Source organism: Nevskia soli DSM 19509, assembly GCF_000711955.1.
Lineage (GTDB): Bacteria > Pseudomonadota > Gammaproteobacteria > Nevskiales > Nevskiaceae > Nevskia > Nevskia soli.
On record NZ_JONR01000032.1, the window covers coordinates 37,291 to 60,888 of the forward strand.

Genomic DNA, 23,598 nt, shown 5'->3' on the forward strand with positions numbered 1-23,598 from the left:
GCTCACCAGCCGGCGGCGGTGGCCAACAGGCGGCCCGCCACACACCAGGCGACGACTGCCAGTGCCGGCACCCGGCCGGTGAGCAACAGCAACAGGCCGGTCAGCGCGATGCCGATGTCGACCGGCGCATGCACCGCGCTGATCCACAAGGGATCGTACAGCGCCGCGGCCAGCAACCCGACCACGGCGGCGTTTACCCCGGCCATGGAGCGCGCCGCGCCTGCATTCGCTGCCAACCGGTTCCAGAACGGCAGCACCCCGGACACCAGCAGCAGGCCGGGCAGGAAGATGGCGCCAAGGCTGACGGCCGCACCGAGTGCACCACCCTGCCCGTGATCGAGGCGCGCGCCGAGGAAGGCGGCCACCGAAAACATCGGTCCCGGCATTGCTTGCGCCGCGCCATAGCCGGTCAGGAAATCGCTCTCGCCGAGCAGTCCCGGCTCCACCACCGCCTGCTTCAGCAAGGGCAGCACCACGTGGCCGCCGCCGAACACCAGCGAGCCGGTCTTGTAGAACGCCGCCGCGGCCCGCAGCAGCAGAGGCGCATTTGCGGGAATCAGCCAGGAGCCCAGCAGCAACACCGCGAACAGCGCCAGCAAGGCCGCGCCCGTCCCGCGCCCGTAGTCCAGCGGCAGCGCTGCGCCGATGCGCGGACCGACGGAACGGCAGGCCAGCGGGCCGCATGCCGCACCCAACGCGATCACCGCAAGCTGCGACCAGCCGCTCCCGGTCGCCACGACCAGCGCCAAGCTGAGCAGGGCCAGCAATATGCGCGGCCGGTCCGGGGTGAGCGTGCGGGCCATCGCCAGCACGCCTTGCGCCACCACCGCCACGGCGGTCAGCTTCAGTCCCTGCAGCAGGGCCTCGCCATAGGGGCCGCCGAAAGCCGGGCTGAAGCGGGCAAAGACGAACAGCAGCAGGGCCGAGGGAAGGGTGAAAGCGAGGAAGGCAGCGAGCGCGCCGCGCCAGCCCGCGCGCAGCAGGCCCACGCAGAAGCCGAACTGGGTGCTCGACGGTCCCGGCAGGAACTGGCTGGGGGCGAGCAACTGGGCGTAATGGGATTCGTCCAGCCAGCGGCGTCGTTCGACGAACTCGCGGTGGTAGTAGCCCAGGTGGGCGATGGGGCCGCCGAACGAAGTCAGCCCCAGACGCAGGAACACCTGGAAAACCTCGCTTGCCGGTCTGCGCGGTGTAGCGCCGCTCACCTGGCCGCCTCTGAACGCGCAGGCCGCCCAGACCGCTGCCGATGCATTTTGAATAACCTGGTCGATCCGGAGGACATTGCGCTCCGATTGTAGCCAGATTCAATAGCGCCGCTCAGCTCCGGACACCTGGCTTCCACAATACGCGCCCGTCGATGTCGGCAACGTTGCGGGTACCCGTCAGCGCCATGCTCACGTCCAGCTCCTTGTGGATCAGTTCCAGCGCGGTATGCACGCCAGCCTGTCCCATGGCGCCGAGGCCGTAGAGGAAGGCCTTGCCGATGAAGGTGCCGCGCGCGCCCAGCGCCATCGCCTTGAGCACGTCCTGGCCGCTGCGCACGCCGCTGTCGAACAGCACCTCGGTGCGCTGCCCCACTGCATCGACGATGTCGGGCAGGGCGGAGATCGAAGACGGTGCGCCGTCGAGCTGGCGGCCGCCGTGGTTGGACACCACCACCGCGTCGGCGCCGCTGTCGACCGCCGCGCGCGCATCGTCGGCATCGAGGATGCCTTTCACGATCAGCTTTCCCGGCCACAGGCCGCGCACCCAGGCCACGTCCTTCCAGCTCAGCGTCGGATCGAACTGGCCGGCGATCCATTGCGACAGCGTGGTCAAACCCTTGCCGCCGGGCACCGAGCCTGCGAGGTTGCCGAAATTCTTGTGCGGGCTGGCCAGCATGCGCAGCGCCCAGGCCGGCTTGGTGGCGATGTCGAGCAGGTTGGCCAGGGTCAGGCGCGGCGGCACGGTCAGGCCGTTCTTGATGTCGCGATGGCGCTGGCCCTGGATCTGCAGGTCGGCGGTGAGCATCAGCGCGGAGCACTGTGCCGCCTTGGCCCGTTCGATCAGGGATGCGGCGAAACCGCGGTCGCGCATCACGTAAAGCTGGAACCAGAACGGCTTCTCCACCGCCGCCCGCACCGCCTCGATCGAGCAGATCGACATGGTGCTGAGGGTGAAGGGCACGCCGAATGCCTGTGCCGCGCGCGCCGCCAGGATCTCGCCGTTGGCGTGCATGATGCCGGTCAGTCCGGTGGGACCCAGCGCCACCGGCATCGCCGCCTCCTCGCCGACCAGCCGCGTGCGCAGCACACGCGTATCGACATCGATCATCACCCGCTGGCGCAGTTTCAGGGCATCGAGATCGGCGCGGTTGGCGCGGAGGGTGGATTCGTCGTAGGAGCCGCGGTCGGCGTAGTCGAAGATGGCGCGCGGCGCGCGGCGCATCGCCAGGCGGCGCAGATCCTCGTTACAGGTGATGACGGGCATATGCTGCTTGCTCCTCGTGGTTCGTTGTCGATCTTGCCGCAAGGCCGCGCTGTTTCTGCGCGGCGGGTATTTCAGCCGATGGTGGTCGGAGTCATCAGCCGGTACGCCGCAAGCATGATGCAGCCAATCATGCCTGCATGGCGTTCCACAGGTGTGTCGCCGCGCCGAGCAGGCCGGGGTAGGGATGCACGACCAGCGGTGTCGGAATGCCCGCCATATGGTGCTGCAGCGGCGCCTTGTTTTCGAACCGTGCGCGGAACTGCCCCTGCGCCAGGATGCCCGCCATGCGCGGCAGGATGCCGCCTGCAAGATATACACCGGTACGCGCGCCGGCAATCAGCGCCACGTCGCCGGCATAGGCGCCGAGAATGGCGCAAAAGCGCTGCGCCGTTCGCAGGCTCAGCGGATGATCACCGCGGCAGGCCGCCTCCACGATCTGCGCTGCGCTGCGCGGTTCCGGCGCCACGCCGTGAATTTCGCCCAGCGTCTCGAACAGCAATTGCAGGCCGGGACCGGAGAGGATGCGCTCGTTCGACACCCGGCCGCAGCGCCGCAGCAGCACGCGGCAGATCTCGATCTCCTCCTCGTCCTGCGGCGCGAAGCTGGCGTGCCCCGCCTCGCTGGCGATGGGGCGCATCGATCCACCGACGGCGTGGAGGATGCCAGCGCCGAGGCCGGTACCCGGCCCTACCACCGCCCGGCAATCCTCTGTCGCCGTGTCCACCCGCAGGGCCGGGCCGCCGATGCATGCCAGATCGGCACTGGCGAACCAGGGCAAGGCCAGCGACAGCGCGGTGTAATCGTTGATCACGCTGGCGTGCGCCAGCCCCAGCCGCCGGGCAAAAGCGCCGCCTTCTATACACCAATGGAGGTTGGTCAGCCGCGCGGCATTGTGCCGCACCGGGCCGGCCACGGCGATGCTCGCCGTCAGCGGTCGTCCCAGGTACCACTGCTCCCGCAGATAGGCCTCCGCCGCTTCGGCCAGGTCGTTGTACTTGGCGGTGGGCCGGCTTTCCGGTGCCAGCAGCCGCGGTAGCGGCTGATCCAGGGCCACCAGCGCGAAGCGCGCATTGGTGCCGCCGATATCGCCCACCAGCCCGAGGGCGGCGCTGCCCGGCCGCATCGGCTCAGCCATGCCCACGGCTGTTCTGCACGGCAGCGTCGCCGCCGAAGCGCAGAGTGACCTTGAGCGGACCCGCCTGGGTCGCGCGTATCGACAGGCGCTGGGCGCCAGCGTCGTGCTGCCACTCCACGGCGACGGAACTCTCGACCGATATCGCGCCAAGACCGGCGGGTACGAATATTTCCGTCGGTGCATCGATGGCCGGATCGGCCGCGAACTCCAGCGTGTAGCTGTGCACCGCGGCGTCATAGCGCATCAGCGACAGCACGCCCTGGGTGCAGCGCACATAGGGCCGGCAAAAGCCCTCCACCGCGCGGCCGCCGTCGAGGCCGTCCCCGGCCGAGCGCTGGTCGTCCGAATATACCGACAGGTCTTCCTGGTTCCAGCCGTCGCCGATGCGCAGGTCGTTGCGGTTGCTGGCGGTGTAGTTCCACTGGGTGGAGGAGAGCAGCAATTCGTCCAGAACTTCGTAGGTCAGCGCCAGCGCCTGCGACTGCGCCTCCCATACCCCGGCGCCGCGCTCACCCTGCGCCCAGCGCTTGAAGGATTCGCCGTCGTTGACGTCGTAGGGAATGCCGAATTCGCCGATCAGCGTCGGCGCACCGCCGTTGAGCCGTTGGCCGAGACTGCGCAGATAGCCGAGCTGGAAGCGGTAGCGCTCTTTCAGTTCCTTTCTTTGCGCGTCCGTCATGCCGGCGTCGAAGCGTTTGCTCCACAAAAGTACCATGTCGTACCAATGGCTGGCGTTGACGGTGGCCGGGGGCATGTCCGCGGGAAAAGTGCCGCCGCGGATGATGGAGTGCGGATTGATCTCCGCGAACAGCAGCCAGTCCGGCCGCACCTCGCGGATGGTGCGCGCCACGCCGTTGAAGAACGGCGCCATGCAGTCGCGATCCAGGCGCAGCGGGCCCTGCGGGCCGCGGCAGAAGAAGTCTTCATCCAGCGCCGCGGCCTCGCCGTTCTCCAGCTTCCAGGCGCCGGCCTGCTCGAACGGATCCGCCACGCCCGGCAGCCAGATGGAGACGCGCCCCGGATTCACCGGCACCTGTGCGCGCACCGGCTCGCCGTCCGGGGTCGTGCCGGTCACTGTCGATAGCGACACGCTCAGGCCGCGCGCCACCTTGAGGCCGTCCAGCGGCGTCCACGCCGGTGCCTGGCGCAGCGCCGGGGGGCCGAAGGTGCTTTCTTCCTGCGGTGACCCCGACAGGCGCTGGCCGATCCAGCCCTGGCCCGGTTCGTTGAGGCTGTCGAAGCCCAGCACATTGGGCAGGTCGCGCACACGCTCCGCCATGGCCCGCACCGCGCCGAAGTAATGCTGCTGCAGGTAGTCCTGCACGTTACGGCCGTCGATCAGCCATTGCGGCGTCAGCGTGGCGCCGGCGAAGAATGCGGTCCAGACGATGCCGTTGACCGGCATCAGATAGTTCAGCGCCCAACTCATCATCGGGTAGCGCTCTTCCTGCCGCAGCACCGGGCTGGAATAGTCGTAGCGGTGCTGCATCACGTGCGCCGCGCCGGCGGCATCGAACTTGCGGAAGTCCAATCCCAGCTTCTCGAACACCCAGCCGGGGGCGCCGCTGCCGCCCGACATGCGACTCCACACGTCCTGGTGGAAATCGATGAAGATGGACAGGCCGAAGGCCTGGGCGCGCTCGCACAGTTGCCCGATATGCTCGATGAAGTCGCGGTCGTAAAGGCCGGGGCCGGCGTGTTCCACCGCTTCCCAGTTGACCAGAAGGCGCATCACATTGAAGCCCCAGCCGGCGATGCGGCCGAAATGCGTGTCGGCTTCATCCGGCGGGAAGGGGCGGCCGACGAAGCTCACCGTGCGATGGTCGGAGAAGTCGCTGGGATGATGAGTGCCGCCGTCGGGATACGGCACCTTGGTATCGCCGCCGACGTTGAGGCCGCGCAGGATGACGTGCCGGCCGGCGCCGTCGACGAAGCGGTTCTGCTGCACCCCGATCCAGAGCTTGGACATTTTGGTTTGGTCGCGTTTGAGATACACTGAAGTCTCATTATACAGTCGGTGAATAAAATCGTCGAAAGACGTCAGCCGACCCCGGGAGGAGTGTTTCGTGATGACCGCAAAAGGCATGAGCCCGAATATGAATCTGGGCCGCAAGATCGCCCTGGGCGCCGGCGATTTCGGCTTCAATCTCTATTGGCAGACGGCTTCGCTCTACCTGCTGTTCTTCTATACCGACGTGCTCGGCCTGCCGGCCGCCACCGCGGGCACCATCTATATGGCGGCGCTGATCGTCGATGCGCTGCTCGACCCGCTGATGGGCCTGCTGGCGGACCGCACGCGCAGCCGCTATGGCCGCTACCGTCCTTATCTGCTGTTCGGCGGCATCCCGCTGGGCCTGCTGTTCGCCGCCATGTTCATGGGGCCGGCCGGTGGCGATACGGCCTCGGTGGTTTTCGCCGCGGCCACCCATATCGCCTTCCGCACCATTTATGCGGTGATCTCCATTCCCTATGCCTCGCTGTTCGCGCGCGTCACCCGCGACGCCCAGGTCCGCACCAACCTCACTGCCTTCCGCATGGTCTTCGCCACCCTGTCCGCCGTGGCCGTGGCGGCCCTGACCCTGCCGGTGGTGAAAGCCCTGTCGACTCCGGAGGCGCCGCGCCATGGCTGGGTGGTGCTGGCGGTGGTGTTCGGCACGCTCGCCACCCTGATCCTGCTGCTGGTGGCCTGGGCCACCAAAGGCTATGACGCCGACGAGACGGCGGAACCGTCCGTGGTGCGGCCGCCGATTCTGGCGGCTCTCCGCTCGGTGCTGGCCAACCGCGCCCTGCTGGTGGTGCTGGGCTCGGTGGTCATCTCCTCCTTCTGCAACACCCTGTTCGGCAAGAACCTGGTCTATTACTTCAAGTACGTCATCGGCAAGGCCGAACTGGCCGGCGGCGCGCTGGCCTTCGTCGCCCTGCTGGCGGCGCTGTGCGCGCCGCTATGGGCGCTGGTGGCGCGGCGGGTCGGCAAGCGCAATGCCTGGCTGCTGGGTTCGATCCCCGGCATCGCCGGCCTGCTGCTCTGGCATTTCGGCGACGGCGTGGTGCCGCTGCTGTTCGTCGCCCTGAGCCTGCAGGCGATCAGCACCGGCGCCTACATCGTGAGTTACTGGTCGATGCTGCCCGACACGGTGGAATATGGCGAATGGCGCACCGGCGTGCGCACCGAGTCCATGGTCTTCGGCCTGGCCACGCTGGGCCAGAAGGCGGCTCTCGGCCTGGGCGCCGGTTTCCTCGGCCTGGCGCTGACGCACGTGGGTTACGCGCCCAACGCGACGCAGTCGCCCGAAACCCTGGAAGGCATCAAGCAGATGATGTTCTGGTTCCCGCTGATCGGCGGCCTGATCTCGGCCGGCCTGGTGGCGTTGTATCCGATGGATCTCGCCGCGCACCGCCGCATCGTCGAGGAGATCGCTCAGCGCACCAGTACGGCGAGCAGCGCTTCGATGTGAGCGGCGGTCACCGCCTCGTCGGCGGGGTCGATGCCCCAGACGCGCCGGACTTCCGGCGCCAGCGTGTAGAACAGCTGGGCGCTGCCGACGATGATGTAGACCAGGGCCGGCACCGATACGTCCGGCAATATGCCTTCGCGCTGCAGCATCTGCACGAAGCGCTCGGCCCGCGAAGCCGTGCCGGAGATGAAGGTATCGGCGGCCCATTGCAGGCGCTCGCTGTCGCGCACGCTCTCCTGCATCATCAGCCGCGCGTGTTCGGGATGGCGCGCGCAGTACAGCACGTACTGGCGCAGGATTTCGCGCGCATGATCGCGGCGGCTCAGGTGTGTTTTGGCGGTGACGGCCGTGGCCGGCGGATCGAAACTCATCTCGGCGGCCTGGCGTTCGAACAGGAAAGTCACCGCGGCGCGCCACAGCGTGTCCTTGCTGCCGAAGTAATACTTGATCAGGGCGTGATGCACGCCGGCATGCGCTGCAATGTCCCGGGTGGAGCCGCCGTCGAAGCCGCGCTCGGAAAAGATCAGCAGGGCGGATTGCAGGATCGCCGCCCGCGTCGCCTCCTTCTGCAAGGTGCGGGAGTTGGGTGGAGTGGTCTGCGCATCGCCGGTGCCGGCCTCGGCATCCGTGCTGTCGCGCTTGCCGCGCGGCGTGCGGGTTTTTTTGACATTCATGCCGGATAGACTATTATAAAACTCATTATACAAATGGTTAATCAAAGCATCGACAAGCGGCGACGCAGGGCGGCAGGAACGGTGAAGCGACGGCAGCGCCGTTCGATCCGGCTCGATTGCGCAAGGCATTGCGCGAGGCCCCGCATCGACCGCGAACCACGGTGCATGCAAATGGAGGCGGCGATGGCGAGCAGCAAGCGTCCGACAAGGACGGGTTCGATGTGGGCGGGTTGGTGCGCGGCCGTTTTTGGCGCGGCGACCCTGGCGATGCCGGCGATCCTGCATGCCGATGCGCTGCAGGACGTGGTGCATGTCGACGGCGGTGCGCTGCAGGGTGTGCATGAAGGCACCATCGCCTCGTTCAAGAACATCCCTTATGCCGCGCCGCCGCTTGGCGCGTTGCGCTGGCGCGCGCCGGCTGCACCCGAAGCCTGGAGCGGCGTGCGAGACGCCACCCGTTACGGCAACGACTGCATGCAGAACCGCATGTCCTGGGACAAGACGGCATCGACCCAGCCGCTGAGCGAGGACTGCCTTTACCTGAACGTGTGGGCTCCGGCCAATGCCGGCAAGAAGCTGCCGGTGCTGGTATGGCTTCACGGCGGCGGTTTCGTCAGCGGCTCCGGCACCGCCAAGGTCACCGACGGCGGCCTGCTCGCCGCGCGCGGCGCGGTGGTGGTCAGCTTCAACTACCGCCTCGGCCGCTTCGGCTTCTTCGCCCATCCGGCCCTGAGCGTGGAAAGCCCCGACGCCCCGGTCGGCAACTACGGTTTCATGGACCAGATCGCGGCCCTGCAATGGGTCAAGCGCAACATCGCCGCCTTCGGCGGCGATCCAGGCAACGTCACCATCTACGGCGAATCAGCCGGCGGCGAGTCGGTCAACATCCTGATGCTGGCGCCGCAGGCGCGCGGCCTGTTCCACAAGGCCATCGTCTCCTCCGGTGGCGGCCGCTCGATCTGGCCGCAACTGCGCGGCGACGGCAAGACCCCGGTGCCGGTCGGCACTCCGGTTCCGGCCGAGACCGTGGCCAAGGCCTTCGCCGTCAAGGCCGGCGTGGCCGGCGACGATCTCGCCGCCCTGCGCGCGCTGCCGGCGGCCAAGGTGCTGGGCAGCATCAGCATGCTCGAAAACGAGAAGGCCACGTACAGCGGTCCGATGGTCGACGGCCGCATCGTCACGGGCGACGTGGCGGGCGGCTTCGCCGCCGGCAAGCAGGCCAAGGTGCCGTACATCGTCGGTGCCAACAGCAACGAACTGGGCTTCCTGCCGAGCTTCTTCCTGCGGCCGATGATCGCCGAGTTCTCGCCGCGCCTCGCTCCCGACCTGGACAAGATCAAGGCGGCCTACGGCAGCAAGGATGCCTTCGACACCTACTTCGCCAACGACTTCATCTTCGTCGAGCCGGCGCATTTCCTCGCCGGCGCGGCGGACGCCGGCGGCGACCACGACCATACCTACCTGTACCGCTTCAACTATGTCGCCGAAGGCAAGCGCAAGTCGCTGAAAGGCGCGCCGCATGCAACCGATGTGCCCTACGTCTTCGGCAATCTCGCCGCGACGGGCGAAGCGGTGTCGGATGCCGACCGTGCCATGGCGCAGCTGGTCGGCGACTACTGGATTTCCTTCGCCGCCACCGGCACGCCCGCTGCGGCCGGTCACGCCGCATGGCCGGCTTATACGAGCAAGACCGACCAGTTGCTGGAGTTCTCGCCCGAAGCGGGCGCCGCCCCCGCCACCGCCGGCGACGCCAGGCTGGCGGCCATCGCCAGCCACTTCGCCCAGGCAGGGAGCGGCGCTGTCGCCGCGGCTCCGGTGGCGCAGACCGTCAACCCGGCCGATGCCGCCTGCGCGGCATTGCAGAACTTCAAGATGGATGCGGTGCACGTCGATGCGGCCCAGTCGCTGGCGCCGACCGACACACTCGACCTCGGCATCAAGGGCGTGCCGCCCTTGCCGGTGCAGGCCGCGTTCTGCCGCGTCCAGGCGACGCTGGCGCCGACGCCCAGTTCGCAGATCCGCATCGAAGTGTGGCTGCCGCCGCAGGACCAGTGGAACGGCAAGTTCATCGGCGCCGGCAACGGCGGCTACGCCGGCACCTTCACCTCGCCCTACATCTACATGCGCGGCGCGGTGGCCAGGGGCTACGTCGCCGCCGGCACCGACGGCGGCCACAGCGGCGACGGCAGCGGCAACGAAGTCGGTGCCGACTGGGCGCTGGGACAGCCGGAAAAGATGAAGGACTATGGCTACCGCGCCAACCATCTCACCGCGGAGACCGGCAAGGCCCTGCTGCTGTCCTACTACGGCAAGGCGCAGCAGCATGCCATCTTCGAAGGTTGCTCCGACGGCGGCCGCGAAGCGCTGATGGAAGCCTATCGCTTCCCCGAGGACTACGACGGCATCATCGCCGGCGCGCCGGCGAATCCCTGGACCCGCCTGATGGGCCAGTTCGCCTGGAACACCCTGGCCAACACCGCCACGCCGGAAGCCACGTTGCCGGCTGCCAAGCTGAGCGTGTTGCAGGATGCGGTGATGAAGAAGTGCGACGCGCTGGACGGCGTCAAGGACGGCGTGCTGGAAGACCCGCGCCGCTGCAAGTTCGATCCGGCCACGGTGCAGTGCGCGGCGGGCGACCGCGAGGACTGCCTCACCGCCGCGCAGGTGCAGACCGCGCGCAAGATCTACCAGGGCCCGAAGAGCCCGCGCACCGGCAAGTCGCTCGGACCCGGATTCCCGCCGGGCAGCGAGGCGGTGCAGTGGAACCAGTGGATCACCGGCCCCACCTCGGAGCAGGCGTTCTTCTCCACCGAGTTCTTCCGCAACATGGTGTTCGAGAAGCCGGACTGGAGCCTGTCCAGCCTCGACTTCGACAAGGACCTCGCCACGGCTTCGGCGCGCACCGATTCCATCCTCAGCTCCCAGCCGGACCTGCGTCCCTTCGCCAAGCGCGGCGGCAAGCTGATCATGTACCACGGCTGGGGCGACGCGGCGATCTCGCCGCTGAACAGCATCGACTACTACCAGCAGGTGCGGGCCAAGGTGGGCGGCCCGGCCACCGATGCATTCATGCGCTTCTATCTGGTCCCGGGCATGAGCCATTGCCTCGCCGGCCCCGGCCCCAACGCCTTCGACATGCTGGGTTCTCTGACGCAGTGGATCGAGAAGAAGACACCGCCGGCGGACATCCTGGCCACCAAGTACGCCAACGACTACGCGCAGTTCCTCGGCTTCCCGCCCGGCGACCCGGTGCGGACGCGTCCGCTGTGCCCGTATCCGAAGACCGCGCACTGGACCGGCAAGGGCTCCAGCGACCAGGCCGGGAACTTCGTCTGCCGCGCGGACTGAGGCTTGTGAGCCCGTGACCGGGGCGGGACCGGAAGGGGACTTCGGCGATCTCGTCGCGCTGATCCGCGCGCGGGTTGGCGAATGTCCCGAACATTCAGTCCTGGTGCCCGGTCACATCGGGGCATTCCGCGCCGGCGCTTCGATCAGGTACCTCGTGGTATCGATAAGCCGACTGCGCGCGGGCATGGGCATCGTGCCGCAGCCGGCAGCTGCGCACCGCTGAACCGGCGTTTCCGTACCGCCGGTCAGCGCACCAGCACCGCCAGCAGTGCGTCGATATGCGCGGCGATGACCGAGTCGGCGGCGGGGTCGATGCCCCAGACACGGCGCACCTCCGGTGCCAGCGTGTAGAACGGCTGCGCCGCGCCGACGATGATGTAGACCAGGGCCGGCACCGATACGTCCGGCAGCACGCCTTCGCGCTGCAGCATGCGCACGAAGCGCTCGGAGCCGCGGGCAATGCCGGCGATGAAGGTATCGGTGGCCCATTGCAGGCGTTCGCTGTCGCGCAGGCTCTCCTGCATCATCAGGCGCGCGTGCTCGGGATGGCGCGCGCAGTACAGCACGTAGTGGCGCAGCACCAGGCGCGCGTAGTCGCGGCGCTGCTGCCGCGTGTCGAGCTTGCCGGGCGGCATGTCGAAGCTCATCTCGGCGGCCTGGCGCTCGAACAGGAAGGTTACCGCCGCGCGCCACAGCGTGTCCTTGCTGCCGAAGTGATACTTGATCAACGCGTGGTGCACGCCGGCATGCGCGGCGATATCGCGGGTCGAGCTGCCGTCGAAGCCGCGTTCGGAAAAGACCAGCAGCGCCGACTGCAGGATCGCCGCGCGGGTAGCCTCCTTCTGCACGGTGCGGGAACTGGATTTCATCGCCGTCGCCGCCCGTCGTGCGCACGCGACCATGCCGCGCCTGCCACGGACGCGGTTGTAGCGTGAATCGTCGATGAAGCGTTTGACATTCGTCCGGCATGCGCTATGATTATTTTCATTATACATACGGCTAATGAAATTGTTGTCGGCAAGGCCGGTGCCGGAGAAGCATCCATAACGAGGGAGGAGAGGCGGTATGAGAGCTGGCAGCGAGAGCGCACGCACGCGTCGTGTCACCCCGGCTTTGCCGGTTTGCGGATTGACCGCCCTGCTGTGCCTGTGGCCGGCCCTGCGCGTTGCGGCCGACGAGCCGCCGCCCGCGGATACCGCGCAGTCCTCGTCCACCCCGGTTGCCGCGGCCCCCGCGCCGGCGCCGGCGGATGCCGCCTCTGACAACGCCAGCTCCGGTTCCGGCGCAAGCAAGGTCACCAAGATCGACGAAATCGTGGTGACGGCACAGAAGCGCAAGGAAAAGCTGCAGGACGTGCCTCTGGCGGTGACGGTGGTCAACCAGGCGCAGCTGCGCGCGCAGAACATCACCCAGGTCAGCGAACTGAGCCGCGCCGTCCCCGCCATCGAGACCAACGGCGAGCCGGGCAATCCCGACACGCGCATCAGCATCCGCGGCATCTCCACCAACTCCTTCAGCGTCACCGCCGAACAGGCCGTGTCCTACGTCGCCGACGGCGTGGTGCTGGGCAAGGCGCCGGCGGTAAACCTGTTCGACGTCAGCCGCATCGAAGTACTGCGCGGACCGCAGGGCACCCTGTTCGGCAAGAATGCTTCGGCCGGCGTGATCAGCGTCACCACCAATGCGCCGGACCCGTCCAGGTTCGAGGTCATGGGCCATGCCGACCTGGGCTTCGAATACGGCCACCGCCTGCTGCAGGCCGCGGTGAACCTGCCGATCAGCAGCGACGCGGCGCTGCGCATCAGCGTCGGCCAGAGCTACGAGAAGGGGCTGATCCACAACGTCCCGCGCAACGAGGACAGCACCGCCTGGGTCAATGGCGCGCGCGCGCGTTTCCTGTGGGAGCCCACGCCGGAACTCAGCTTCAACCTGATCGGCGACTACGAGAAGTCCAGCACCACGCAGCAGCTCTACATCCTGTTCTCGCGCTACAACGACGCCAGCACCGGCCAGCCGGTGCCGATCCCCGGCTGCGGCGGCACCATCGCTTCGTACGACGCGCGCACCGCCTGCGGCGCCGATCCCACCTACAACAAGAGCGGCGCCTGGGGCCTGTCGGCGCAGATCGACTACAAGTTCGAAGACTTCACCGTCACCTCGATCACCGCCGGCCGCCGTTATACCCAGAACGGCGTCATCGACGTCGACGGCCTGCCGGGCAACTACTTCGGCAACGGCAATACCTTCGACAACAAGGTCATCTCGCAGGAGCTGCGCATCGCCTCGCCCACCGGGCAGCAGCTTGAGTACGTGGCGGGTTTCTTCTACTCCAAGTCCAATGTGCCGAACTTCCTCAGCCAGACCATCGGCGGGGATACCCTGGCCTCGCTGTTATCGGGATTCGTGCCGATCTCGCCCTGCACCGGCCTCGGCATCTGCCTGAAGGACACGCTGGCGCTGTACCAGCCCAACGAGTACGTCGCCAGCCTGAAGAGCGCGGCGCTGTTCGGGCAAGCCACCCTGCGCGTCACCGACAAATGGCGCTGGATCGCCGGTGTGCGCGCCACCCGCGACGATGTCGGCATGTCGTCAACCTCCTACCTCGGCGTCTCGGCTAACCTGGCGCCGATCCTGGGCCTCGTCGCCCCGCCTCTTGCATCCCTGTTCAATAGCGCCACGCTGGCCTCGGTTCCCCTGAACGAACCGCTCAACGGCGCCGACGCGGTGAAGAACATCTCCTGGCGCGGCGGCATGCAGTACGACGTCACCAGGCACATGATGGTGTACGCCACCGCCTCGCGCGGCTACAAGGGCCCGCAGATCGTGTTCAATCCGCCCAATGTCGTGCCCGGCATCAGCACGAGCGGTGTATCGCTGCCGACGCCGGCCTCGATCTCGCTGGTCAAGCCGGAATACCCGATGGACTACGAGGCGGGCGTCAAGACCACGCTGCTGCGCGGCGCCTTCGCCGCCAACTTCAACCTGTTCCACACCACCATCAAGGATTTCCAGTCCTCCGTCTTCACCGCCAACGGCTCCATCCCCAACAACATCCCGCACGTGCTCACCGAGGGCGCGGAGCTGGACCTGTTCGGCTTCCTGGCGCCGGGGCTGATCCTCAACGGCGGCTTCATCTACAACCGCGTCACCTATCCGCACGGCTACCTCACCGGCTGCTCGCAGGTCGGTCCGAACTGCCCCAACACCACCGGCGCGCTCGAAGACGTGGGCGGCACCCAGCTGATCGCCGCGCCCAAGTTCAAGTTCACCCTGACGCCGACCTACCAGCGTGACCTCAACCAGTACATGAGCGCCTTCATCTCGACCGACGTGGTCTACAAGACCGATATCCGCTACGAGGCTTCCACCGATACCCGCGACCACACCGGCAACCACGCCATCGTCGGCATGCGCATCGGCCTGCGCGATCCCGACGACAAGTGGGGCATCTCGTTCTTCGGCCGCAACATCTTCAACGCCTACAATCCGGCCTTCCTGTTCTCGCCCTACCTGTTCGCCTCGGCGACCTCACCGGGCATCGACACCGTCGGCCAGGCCGTCTCCACCGAGTCCTACCGCTTCTTCGGCGTCTCGCTCGACGGCAGGTTCTGAGAACATGGTACGGCGTAGTACGAGGACGGCGGAGGGACAGGGAGGACGGTGCATGGCGGCAACGGCAATGAAGTTCGGCGTTGGCGCGTTCGGTGTCCTGCTGGCAGCGTACGCGGCGGGCGCCGGCGCCGACGCTCCGGTCGCCGCAGCGGCGCCCCTGATTCCGGTGTGGCAGGGCCTGCCGCCGGGCGCCAGCGCCGCGGACCTGAAAGAGCAGGATACCGAGATGCCCGGAGGCGATCGCGTGGTGCGCAACGTCACGCGACCGACGCTGCAGCCTTTCCTGCCCGAAGCCGGCACTGCCACCGGTACCGCCATCGTGGTCTGTCCCGGCGGCGGCTTCCGTTTCCTCAGCATCGACACCGAAGGCCTGGAAGTCGCCCGCTGGCTCAGCGCCCACGGCATCGCCGCGTTCGTCCTGCGCTACCGGGTGATGCCGACGCCCGCCGACGACGGCGACTTCGCCGGCCAGCTCGGCGCCTTGCTGGCGCCGCTGTTCGGTCCCGGCATCAACGACGAGATGAAGCGCCTCGGCCCTCCGGCCATCGCCGACGCGCAGCAGGCCATGCGCCTGGTGCGCCAGCGCGCAAAGGAGTGGCATGTCGTGCCCGACCGCGTCGGCATCCTCGGCTTCTCCGCCGGCGGCGTGGTCGTCACCGGCATCGCCCTGCAGCACGACGCGAAGAGCCGTCCCGACTTTGCCGGCGCGATTTACCCCGGCCCCTGGGACATCGGCAAGGTGCCCAAGGATGCGCCGCCGTTGTTCATCGCCGCCGCGAGCGACGACGCCCTGACCGACATCGGCGCCCAGCCGCTGCAGGCGGCCTGGCAGCAGGCCGGCCACCCGGTGGAGACACACATCTATGACAAGGGCGGCCACGGCTTCGGCATGAAGCAGCAGGGTGGCGACAGCGACCATTGGGTCGACCAGTTCGGCGCGTGGCTCGACAAACAAGGCCTGCTGAAGGCGAAGAAGTAGATTGCGCCGCGGCGCCGGAACGGATGCAATGCACAAGGGTGCCGCCCGAGCGGACGCCCCGGTTGGAGGAGAAGCCATTTTGAACAGTTTCCGGTGCGGTTCCCGCCTGGGTTTTCATACCGTCGCCCTGATGGCGGCCTGCCTGTCGCTGCCGGCCTGCACCCAGACCGCGCAACTGCCGGCGGACAGCGCTGCCCGTTCCTCCGACGCGCCGCAGGATGAGCCGGTGTCGAAGCAGTCCACACCTTATGAACTGCGCGCCGAGTACGCGCGCGAACCCCTGGGCATCGACGTGCCCAGGCCGCGTCTGTCCTGGCATCTGCCCAACAGCGACGGCGACGGCATGCAGAGCGCCTACCAGGTCCGTGTCGCCGCCTCGGTCGACGCGCTGCCCGCGGCGGCGCTGTGGGACAGCGGCGAGATCGCTTCCACCGACTCCTCGCAGATCGCCTATGCCGGCACGCCGCTGGTTTCGCGCCAGCGCTGCTACTGGCAGGTGCGGGTGTGGGACGGGCAGGGCCGCCCCTCCGAATGGAGCGAGCCTTCCTGGTGGGAAAGCGGCCTGCTCGAGTCCAAGGACTGGTCGGCGCAGTGGATCTCCGGCCGCCTCAATGCCGATCACGACTGGCACGACGCGCGGATCAGTTTCGATTTCACCTTGAACGGCAACGCACTCGGCTTCCTGTTCCGCGCCCGCCCGGTCGGCAAGACCTACGGCGAAGCCTACCTGTGGAAGCTCAGCACCGACGGCGGCCAGGTGCGCCTGCTGGAGCAGGTGCGGCGCTACGCCGGCGGCAGCAGCTCCCGCGTCAACATCCAGACCCTGCGCACCATCAGCCTGTCCGCCACGGTGGCGGAGTGGAAGGCGCGCAAGCACGTCCTGCAGGTCGATGCGCAAGGCAGCAGCCTCGTCACCTCGGTCGACGGCGCCACGGTGGACACGCTGACCGACGCCGCCCAGGCCAGCGGCACCATCGGCATGATCGCGTCCGCGGCGGACGCCGCCGTGATCCACGCGGTGTCGGTGCAGGCCGGCGGCGGGCAGGACTTCCACGCCGACTTCGCCGGCGGCGCCAATCCCTTCACCGGCGGCACCGTCACCGCCGATGGCCTGCAGGTCGCCGCCGGCGTGCCGGACAAGGACCTGGTGCTGCCGATCGGTACGCCCGCGCCGCTGCTGCGCAAGGCCTTCGACCTGCCGGGCCGCGTCGCCTCGGGCCGCCTCTATGTCGCCGGCGGCGGCCTGCCCCGCGTCAGTCTCAACGGCCACACCATCGGCGAAGCCCTGCAGGACGGCTATACCGACTACGGCAAGCGCGTGCTGTACCGCAGCTTCGATGTCACGGCCCTGCTGGCGCAGGGCAACAACGTCCTCGGCGCCGAACTCGGCCATGGCTGGTACGGCGCCACCGAGCCGAGCGAATGGTACTGGCACATGGCGCCCTGGCATGCGGCTCCGGCGCTGCTGGCGCAGCTCGAAGTGCGGCTTGAAGACGGCCGCCTGTTCACCGTCGCCAGCGACGGCAGCTGGCGCACGGTGGATGGCCCCACCCGCTACGACTCGGTATTCGGCGGCGAGCACCACGATGCGCGCCTGCTGCCCGCCGGCTGGCAGGCCAGCGGGTTCGACGACAGCCACTGGGCCGCGGCCAACGTCGTCGCCGGGCCGAAGGGTGCCCTGCACGCCGCCGCGCAGGAACCGGTCGGCGTGGTCGGCAAGATCCGCCCCGTATCGGTCAGCCAGCCCAGCCCCGGCATCTACGTCTTCGACTTCGGCCGCATCTTCGCCGGCCGCCTGCGCCTCTCCGCCACCGGCCCGAAAGGCACCCACATCACCCTGGTGCAGACCGAAAAGCTCAATACCGACGGCACCGTGGCCATCGCCAGCGGCCTGGTCGATACCCAATTGCAGACCGACCAGTACGTGCTCGCCGGCGGCGGCCCGGAAAGCTGGACGCCGTCCTTCAGCTACAAGGGCTTCCGCTACGTGCAAGTCAGCGGCTACCCCGGCGTGCCGACGCTGGACGCGCTGGAAGGCGAGGTGATGCACTCCACGGTGCGCTCGAACGCCTCGTTCGAAAGCTCCAGCGAGCTGCTCAACCGCATCCAGGCTGCGGCGCGCGCGACCATCCTCAACAACATGTACGGCAACCAGACCGACACGCCGACCTACGAGAAGAACGGCTGGACCGGCGACGCCCAGGCTTCGGCGCTGGCCTCGGTCATCAACTTCGACGTGGCGCGGGTCTGGACCAAGTGGCTCGGCGACTTCCGCGACGCGCAATCGCCGAAAGGCGAGATCCCCAAGATCGTGCCGTCCACGCCCTACTACAGCTACGAGAACTCGCCGGGCTGGAACATGATCTGGGGCGCGGTGCCGTCCTGGGACGCGGCCACCCTGGTGCTGCCCTGGGAAATGTACCTGGCCTACGGCGACCGGCGGATCCTGGCGCAGATGTACGACACGCAGAAGAAGCTGCTCGACTACACCGCGACTTACTTCACGCCCGACAGCCTGGCCTACAACAATCCCAACAATCCCTTCCTCGGCGAATACGCCGCCGTGCTGCCGCCCGGCGGCCTGATGGAAGCGGCGATGCGCCAGCCCAGCGGCCCGGTCGACGCCACCGCCACGGCCTACTACTATCACATGCTGGACCTGCTCTCGCGCAGCGCCGGCCTGCTCGGCAAAAGCGAAGACCAGGCACGTTACAGCGCCCTGGCCGCGCGCGTGCGGACCGCTTACAACACGCGCTACTGGGACGGCGCCGCGCACCTGTACCGCAACAAGAGCGCCAGCGGCGAAATCCGTCCCTACGCCGAGACCCCCAACGTGCTGGCGGTCGCCTTCGGCTTGGTGCCGGCCGGCGAGGAAGCCGCGGTGGTCGGGCACATCAACGAGGACATCGTGTCGCGCGGCTACCACCTCGGCACCGGCGTCTATGCCGGCCGCTACGTCATGACCATGCTCGGCGACTACGGTTACGCCGACACCGCGTACGCCGTTGCCACCAGCACCACCATGCCGAGCTGGGGCTTCTGGCTGGAGAGCGGCCTTTCCACCATGGCCGAAGGCTGGGAACTCTCCTCGCGCTCCTACGATCACCACTACTGGGGTTCGGTCAGCTCGTACTTCTACCAGAGCCTTGCCGGCATCCGCGCCGGCGAACCGGGCTACGCCAGGGTTCTCATCAAGCCCAATCCGCCTGCCGGGCTCGAGTGGGTGCGCGGCACGGTGCGCGCACCGCAAGGCAACATCGAATCGTACTGGAAGCGCGAAGCGGGCAAGCTGCTGCTCGAAGCGCGCATCCCGCAGGGATGCAGCGCTGAAATCTGGCTGCCCGCCGCGGGCGTGCGGCCCGCTGCGCAACCGCAAGGCGTGGAGTTCCTGCGCCTGGACGGCCAGTACGCCGTGTATCGCACCGGCCCCGGCAGTTACCGCTTCGAAGGCCGCGACAGCGCCGGACCCGCCGCTGCTCCCTTGTCCTGATAACGCGCGCGCCCGAAGGCGCGCGGCGGACAGGGCCATCCCGTAACGCCGTCATGGCGGTGTCGATCGCGCGCGTCGCGTCGAAGTTCCCTTCGAAAAACCTCCACGCCGGCAAGCGGACTTGCGCAAGAGCGTGCGTATTTTTTACGCCAAATCCCTTGACTCATTAATTCCCATTATATAAAATATCATCCCATAATATGAAATTAACACGGTGACCGGCCTCCAGATGTCGGCGCCGGATATTCGCGGACCGATTGCCGCCTGCGCTGATCGGACCCGTGGAGGAGACGAGGTCATGCAGTTGGGTCAGCGCCAGGACCAGGGTCAACGCGCCGCCGGCATCGGCTTCGTCATCCTGTTGCACGTGGCCGTCGTCTACCTGCTGGTCGCCGGCCTGTCGCACAAGACCATCGAGCTGCTGCCGCCGCCGATCGAGACCAAGATCCTGCAGGAAATCCATCCCAAGGAACCGCCGCCGCCACCGCCGCCGCCCAAGTTCACGCCGCCGGTGCCGACCTTCGTGCCGCCGCCGGAAATCGTCATCCAGCAACCGCCGCCGCCCGCCGCCATCGCCGTGGTCACCACGCAGCGCCCGTTGCAGGCGCCGGCGCCGGTGCACAGCGCCGCCGCCAATGGTCCGGCGCATGTGCCGCCGGTGATCGACGCCAAGCGCAACTGCCGCGAGCCGGACTATCCCCCGGCCTCGCTGCGCATGGGCGAGAGCGGCACGGTGACGCTGGCCTTCATGATCGGCACCGACGGCAAGGTGGTGGAGAGCAAGGTACAGACCACCAGCGGTTTCGCGCGTCTCGACGAAGCCGCGCGCAATGCGCTGAGCCGCTGCAAGTTCACCCCCGGCAGCTTCAACGGCGTCCCCGAACAGGCCTGGGCCAGCATGAAATACACCTGGCAGATCCCCGAATAGCGAAGGCGCCCTGGCCAGGCAGGCGCTGCCCCGCTGATTGCAGTAAACGAGTTGTCCGCTCCGGAGGTTTTTTCCATGTCATTGCGCGCACGCTTCAAGTCGCTTTCCGCAGGCCTCCTGCTGGCCTGGTCCGCCGTGCTGCCGGGCCTGGTGCTGGTCGCCCCCGCGGCGCAGGCGCAAACCGCCGAAGCGCCGGCCGCTCCCGCCGCGGACGCCGGCATTGCCAAGATCGCCAATCCCTACGGTCTCGACGCGCTGTGGAAAGGCGGCGACGCCATCGCCCGCGGCGTGCTGGTCATCATGCTGATCATGTCGGCCTCCACCTGGTACATCATGGTGGTGAAGATCATCGACCAGCAGAAGGTGATGGCCCAGGCCAAGCTGGCCAACAGCCGCTTCTGGAGCGCGCGTAGCCTGCAGGAAGGCAAGGCGGCGCTGAAGGAAGGCACGCCGTTCTGGTACATCGCCGACCGCGGCATGACCGCCAACCAGCATCATGAAGGCACCCTGGTCGAGCAGATCGACCTCAGCACCTGGATCACCATGTCGGTGGGCCGCGCCGTCGAGGAAATCCAGAGCCGCCTGCAGAACGGCCTCGCCGTGCTGGCCACGGTGGGCTCCACCGCCCCCTTCGTCGGCCTGTTCGGCACCGTGTGGGGCATCTACCACGCCCTCACCGCCATCGGCATCTCAGGCCAGGCCTCGATCGACAAGGTCGCCGGCCCGGTGGGCGAGGCGCTGATCATGACCGCCATCGGCCTGGCCGTCGCGGTGCCCGCGGTGATGGGCTACAACCTGGTCGTCCGCCGCAACAAGGCGGCGATGGAAAAAGTCCGCGCCTTCTCCTCCGACCTGCACTCCGTCCTGCTCTCCGGCGGCCGCGTCGAAGCGCAGATGAAGCAGGCGGCCTGAAGCACGGCGCGCGGGGAGACAGGCCATGGCCATGCAACTGGGTTCGCCATCGGAAGAAGACGAGGTCATGTCCTCGATCAACACCACGCCGCTGGTCGACGTCATGCTGGTGTTGCTGATCATCTTCCTGATCACCATCCCGGTGGTGACCCATACCGTGCCGGTACAGCTCCCGGCGGAGCGCAACCAGCCGACGCAGACCAAGCCGGAGAACATCATCATCGCGGTCAACCGCGACGGCCAGGTATTCTGGAACGAACGCCTGGTGCCGGACCTGCCCACCCTGTTCGAGCGCATGAAGGCCATCGCCGTGCAGGTGCCGCAGCCCGAAATCCACATCCGCGGCGACCAGGAAGTGCGCTACCGTGCCGTGGGCGAGGTGGTCGTCACCTGCCAGCGCGCCGGCATCGTCAAGATCGCCTTCATCACCGAGCCGCCGCCGCGCGGCTAGCACTGCCGCGCGCCGCTCCATCGAGGAAACACAACCATGGCCATGAACCTGGGCAGCCCCAACAGCTCCGGCGAACCCGACGTGGTGGTCGACATCAACACCACGCCGCTGATCGACGTCATGCTGGTATTGCTGATCATGTTGATCATCACCATCCCGGTGCAGACCCACGCGGTGAAACTGGACATGCCGGTCGGCAACCCGCCACCGCCGGCATCGCCCCCGCCGGTGGTCAACGTCGAGATCGACTTCGACGGCACCATCCTGTGGGACGGCACCGCCCTGGCCGATCGCGCCGCGCTGGAAGATCACATCCGCACCGCGGCGCAGCAGCCGCGCCAGCCCGAATTCCACATCCGCCCGGACAAACTGGCCGAGTACAAATATGTCGCGGAGGTGCTGGCCTCCGCGCAACGCCTGGGCATCCGCCAGATCGGCATCGTCGGCAACGAGCAATTCCTCCCATGATCTTCCACACCCGTTCGCGCCTGCGCCGCCGTGCCGCGCTGGCCACCCTGTGCTTCGGCCTCGTCGTGTTCACCGGCGGCGCCGTAGCCGAGCAGAAGGCCGCCGACAAGGGCAGCAGCCTGCGCGCAGAAGTCGGCAAACCCCTGCAGGCCGCGCGCGACCTGATGCAGCAGAAGCAGTACAAGGAAGCCCTGGCCAAGGTGGACGAGGCCTCCCACATCGCCAACCTCACGCCTTACGAGCACTACATCGTCGACCGCATGCGTGGCGCTGCCGCCGGCGGCGCCGGCGATTCCGCCACCGCCATCCGCTCCTTCGAATCGGCGCTGGCTTCGGGCCTGATGCCGAAGGCGGACGAGCTGGCCACGCTGGAAGCGATCAGCAGCCAGGCCTACACCGCGCACAACTATCCCAAGGTGATCGAGACCATCGGCAAGTACCGCGATGAAGGCGGCGCCAACCCGGCCATGCTGAGCCTGCTGCCGCAGGTGCTGTACCTGGCCGGGCGTTACGGCGATGCCGCCAAGGAACTGTCGGTGCAATTGGCGGCGGCGGAAAAAGCCGGCAAGTCGCCCACCGAAGATCAATTACAGTTGCTCGCCAGCTGCGCCCTCAAGCAGAACGACACTGCGGGCTATGTCACCGCGCTCACCCAGCTGGTCAACTACTACCCCAAGGACAGCTACTGGCGCGACCTGATCGAACGCGTGTCCGGCCGCTCCGGCTTTTCCCCGCGCCTGAGCCTGGATGTCTACCGCCTGCGCAGCCAGACCAATACCCTGGCCAGCGCCGCCGACTACATCGACGCCACCGAGCTGGCCTTGCAGGCGGGCCTGCCGGGCGAGGCGCAGCGCTTCATGGATCGCGGCACCGCCGCCGGCCTGCTCGGCAAGGGCGCCGCCGGCGACATCGACCGCCAGAACCGGCTCAAGGCCATGATCGGCCGCAAGATGGCCGAGGACAAAGCCGGCCTCGCCGCCGCGGAGAAGGAAGCGGCCGCGAAATCCGGCGGCGACAGCCTGGTCAATACCGGGCTCGACCACGTCGGTTACGGCTCCTACGACAAGGGCCTGGCGCTGATCCAGCAGGGCGTTGCCCGCGGCAGCCTCGCCAATGCCGACGAGGCGCGCCTGCACCTTGGCTACGCCCAGCTGCTGGCCGGCAAGAAAGACGATGCATTGAAGAGTTTCAGCGCGGTGCGCGGTGCCGATGGCACCGCCGAACTGGCGCGCCTGTGGAGCATCCGCGCGCGCAACACCTGATTTGTCATCCTGAGCGCAGCGAAGGATCTGGCCCATCACATGGCGTGACTCCGGAACATCCATCCTCGTAGCCCGTATATGGACTCCTCCCAAAGTGCAAGCGCTGGCGCGGTGGTAGGGGAAGCAAGGTTGCATCCGTATATCCGGCCTCTGGTGAGAGCGTGCTGACTTGCTCTCGGGCCCGCAGGGTGACTTCGCGCGCGCCGGGTTCTCTGTCGGATGAGAGGCGTAAATCCTCGCCATCGGGCTACTCGGAATTCTCCGGCGCAGGTCTGACCATTGGTCCCTGCCGCGTCATGCGCTTCGCGTTGCCTGTGGTGAGCCTCCTGGAAAATGGTTTGAGTGTTCAGGCCGCCAAGGCTGGCGGCCGGTAGCACTCGCCGCTGGTGAGCATCGCCCACACCATACGGGCATT

Annotated in this window: 16 protein-coding genes; 10 read left to right on the plus strand and 6 right to left on the minus strand. The window is 67.7% G+C overall.

Going from position 1 to position 23,598, the window contains the following annotated elements; translation table 11 throughout:
• Positions 1 to 2 precede the first annotated feature (2 nt).
• From chrA to BP26_RS0116575, 4 genes are all read right to left on the minus strand, one after another.
• The gene (gene chrA / locus BP26_RS0116560) at positions 3 to 1,205 is read right to left on the minus strand and encodes a chromate efflux transporter (protein ID WP_029921685.1); all 1,203 of its coding nucleotides are present in this window, start codon (positions 1,203 to 1,205) and stop codon (positions 3 to 5) included.
• Between the two features lie 112 nt (positions 1,206 to 1,317).
• A complete protein-coding gene (locus tag BP26_RS0116565) occupies positions 1,318 to 2,469 on the minus strand; it encodes an alpha-hydroxy acid oxidase (protein WP_029921686.1) in 1,152 nt (383 codons plus the stop codon).
• Positions 2,470 to 2,596: 127 nt separating this feature from the next.
• On the minus strand, positions 2,597 to 3,604 hold the full coding sequence (gene glk / locus BP26_RS0116570; protein WP_157572572.1) for a glucokinase: 1,008 nt from the start codon (positions 3,602 to 3,604) through the stop codon (positions 2,597 to 2,599).
• Positions 3,597 to 5,573, minus strand: coding sequence for a glycoside hydrolase family 5 protein (locus tag BP26_RS0116575; protein ID WP_051749074.1), 1,977 nt, complete (start codon positions 5,571 to 5,573; stop codon positions 3,597 to 3,599). Before BP26_RS0116575 ends, glk begins: the two co-directional genes overlap by 8 nt.
• A 100-nt stretch (positions 5,574 to 5,673) precedes the next feature.
• Here BP26_RS0116575 and BP26_RS0116580 point away from each other — a divergent pair, with 100 nt between their 5' ends.
• Complete coding sequence (locus BP26_RS0116580) at positions 5,674 to 7,059, plus strand: MFS transporter (protein ID WP_245611826.1); 1,386 nt, start codon at positions 5,674 to 5,676, stop codon at positions 7,057 to 7,059.
• Here BP26_RS0116580 and BP26_RS0116585 read toward each other — a convergent pair.
• Positions 7,023 to 7,733 (minus strand): TetR/AcrR family transcriptional regulator, encoded by a 711-nt coding sequence (locus BP26_RS0116585; RefSeq protein WP_084183164.1) that lies wholly within the window; start codon positions 7,731 to 7,733, stop codon positions 7,023 to 7,025. The genes BP26_RS0116580 and BP26_RS0116585 overlap by 37 nt on opposite strands.
• A 183-nt stretch (positions 7,734 to 7,916) precedes the next feature.
• Here BP26_RS0116585 and BP26_RS27740 point away from each other — a divergent pair, with 183 nt between their 5' ends.
• Entirely contained in the window at positions 7,917 to 11,081 is a 3,165-nt protein-coding gene (locus tag BP26_RS27740; protein ID WP_169740726.1) for a tannase/feruloyl esterase family alpha/beta hydrolase, read from the plus strand.
• 245 nt (positions 11,082 to 11,326) lie between these two features.
• On the opposite strand, the gene BP26_RS0116600 is transcribed toward BP26_RS27740, so the two are convergent.
• Complete coding sequence (locus tag BP26_RS0116600; RefSeq protein WP_029921691.1) at positions 11,327 to 11,950, minus strand: TetR/AcrR family transcriptional regulator; 624 nt, start codon at positions 11,948 to 11,950, stop codon at positions 11,327 to 11,329.
• Between the two features lie 196 nt (positions 11,951 to 12,146).
• Here BP26_RS0116600 and BP26_RS0116605 point away from each other — a divergent pair, with 196 nt between their 5' ends.
• From BP26_RS0116605 to BP26_RS0116640, 8 genes are all read left to right on the plus strand, one after another.
• Positions 12,147 to 14,693: a TonB-dependent receptor gene (locus BP26_RS0116605; protein WP_084183166.1), complete on the plus strand. Its 2,547-nt coding sequence runs from the start codon at positions 12,147 to 12,149 to the stop codon at positions 14,691 to 14,693.
• Positions 14,694 to 14,745: 52 nt separating this feature from the next.
• Positions 14,746 to 15,672: an alpha/beta hydrolase gene (locus BP26_RS0116610; protein ID WP_169740727.1), complete on the plus strand. Its 927-nt coding sequence runs from the start codon at positions 14,746 to 14,748 to the stop codon at positions 15,670 to 15,672.
• Positions 15,673 to 15,751: 79 nt separating this feature from the next.
• The gene (locus BP26_RS0116615) at positions 15,752 to 19,162 is read left to right on the plus strand and encodes an alpha-L-rhamnosidase (RefSeq protein ID WP_051749073.1); all 3,411 of its coding nucleotides are present in this window, start codon (positions 15,752 to 15,754) and stop codon (positions 19,160 to 19,162) included.
• A gap of 298 nt (positions 19,163 to 19,460) precedes the next feature.
• Positions 19,461 to 20,090, plus strand: a complete 630-nt coding sequence (locus tag BP26_RS0116620) for an energy transducer TonB (protein WP_029921695.1) — start codon at positions 19,461 to 19,463, stop codon at positions 20,088 to 20,090.
• 75 nt (positions 20,091 to 20,165) lie between these two features.
• Entirely contained in the window at positions 20,166 to 21,002 is an 837-nt protein-coding gene (locus BP26_RS0116625) for a MotA/TolQ/ExbB proton channel family protein (RefSeq protein WP_036517176.1), read from the plus strand.
• Positions 21,003 to 21,027: 25 nt separating this feature from the next.
• On the plus strand, positions 21,028 to 21,453 hold the full coding sequence (locus tag BP26_RS0116630) for an ExbD/TolR family protein (RefSeq protein ID WP_029921697.1): 426 nt from the start codon (positions 21,028 to 21,030) through the stop codon (positions 21,451 to 21,453).
• A 36-nt stretch (positions 21,454 to 21,489) separates the two neighbouring features.
• Entirely contained in the window at positions 21,490 to 21,921 is a 432-nt protein-coding gene (locus BP26_RS0116635) for an ExbD/TolR family protein (protein WP_029921698.1), read from the plus strand.
• The gene (locus BP26_RS0116640; protein ID WP_029921699.1) at positions 21,918 to 23,183 is read left to right on the plus strand and encodes a tetratricopeptide repeat protein; all 1,266 of its coding nucleotides are present in this window, start codon (positions 21,918 to 21,920) and stop codon (positions 23,181 to 23,183) included. The genes BP26_RS0116635 and BP26_RS0116640 overlap by 4 nt, the downstream gene beginning before the upstream one ends.
• Positions 23,184 to 23,598 lie beyond the last annotated feature (415 nt).

Excerpts from the sequence above, each read along its gene's own strand:
- BP26_RS0116565 (WP_029921686.1), bottom strand. The coding sequence starts at position 2,469 with ATGCCCGTCATCACCTGTAACGAGGATCTGCGCCGCCTGGCGATGCGC.
- glk (WP_157572572.1), bottom strand. The coding sequence starts at position 3,604 with ATGGCTGAGCCGATGCGGCCGGGCAGCGCCGCCCTCGGGCTGGTGGGC.
- BP26_RS0116575 (WP_051749074.1), bottom strand. The coding sequence starts at position 5,573 with ATGTCCAAGCTCTGGATCGGGGTGCAGCAGAACCGCTTCGTCGACGGC.
- BP26_RS0116580 (WP_245611826.1), top strand. The coding sequence starts at position 5,674 with ATGACCGCAAAAGGCATGAGCCCGAATATGAATCTGGGCCGCAAGATC.
- BP26_RS0116585 (WP_084183164.1), bottom strand. The coding sequence starts at position 7,733 with ATGAATGTCAAAAAAACCCGCACGCCGCGCGGCAAGCGCGACAGCACG.
- BP26_RS27740 (WP_169740726.1), top strand. The coding sequence starts at position 7,917 with ATGGCGAGCAGCAAGCGTCCGACAAGGACGGGTTCGATGTGGGCGGGT.
- BP26_RS0116600 (WP_029921691.1), bottom strand. The coding sequence starts at position 11,950 with ATGAAATCCAGTTCCCGCACCGTGCAGAAGGAGGCTACCCGCGCGGCG.
- BP26_RS0116605 (WP_084183166.1), top strand. The coding sequence starts at position 12,147 with ATGAGAGCTGGCAGCGAGAGCGCACGCACGCGTCGTGTCACCCCGGCT.
- BP26_RS0116610 (WP_169740727.1), top strand. The coding sequence starts at position 14,746 with ATGGCGGCAACGGCAATGAAGTTCGGCGTTGGCGCGTTCGGTGTCCTG.
- BP26_RS0116620 (WP_029921695.1), top strand. The coding sequence starts at position 19,461 with ATGCAGTTGGGTCAGCGCCAGGACCAGGGTCAACGCGCCGCCGGCATC.
- BP26_RS0116625 (WP_036517176.1), top strand. The coding sequence starts at position 20,166 with ATGTCATTGCGCGCACGCTTCAAGTCGCTTTCCGCAGGCCTCCTGCTG.
- BP26_RS0116630 (WP_029921697.1), top strand. The coding sequence starts at position 21,028 with ATGGCCATGCAACTGGGTTCGCCATCGGAAGAAGACGAGGTCATGTCC.
- BP26_RS0116635 (WP_029921698.1), top strand. The coding sequence starts at position 21,490 with ATGGCCATGAACCTGGGCAGCCCCAACAGCTCCGGCGAACCCGACGTG.
- BP26_RS0116640 (WP_029921699.1), top strand. The coding sequence starts at position 21,918 with ATGATCTTCCACACCCGTTCGCGCCTGCGCCGCCGTGCCGCGCTGGCC.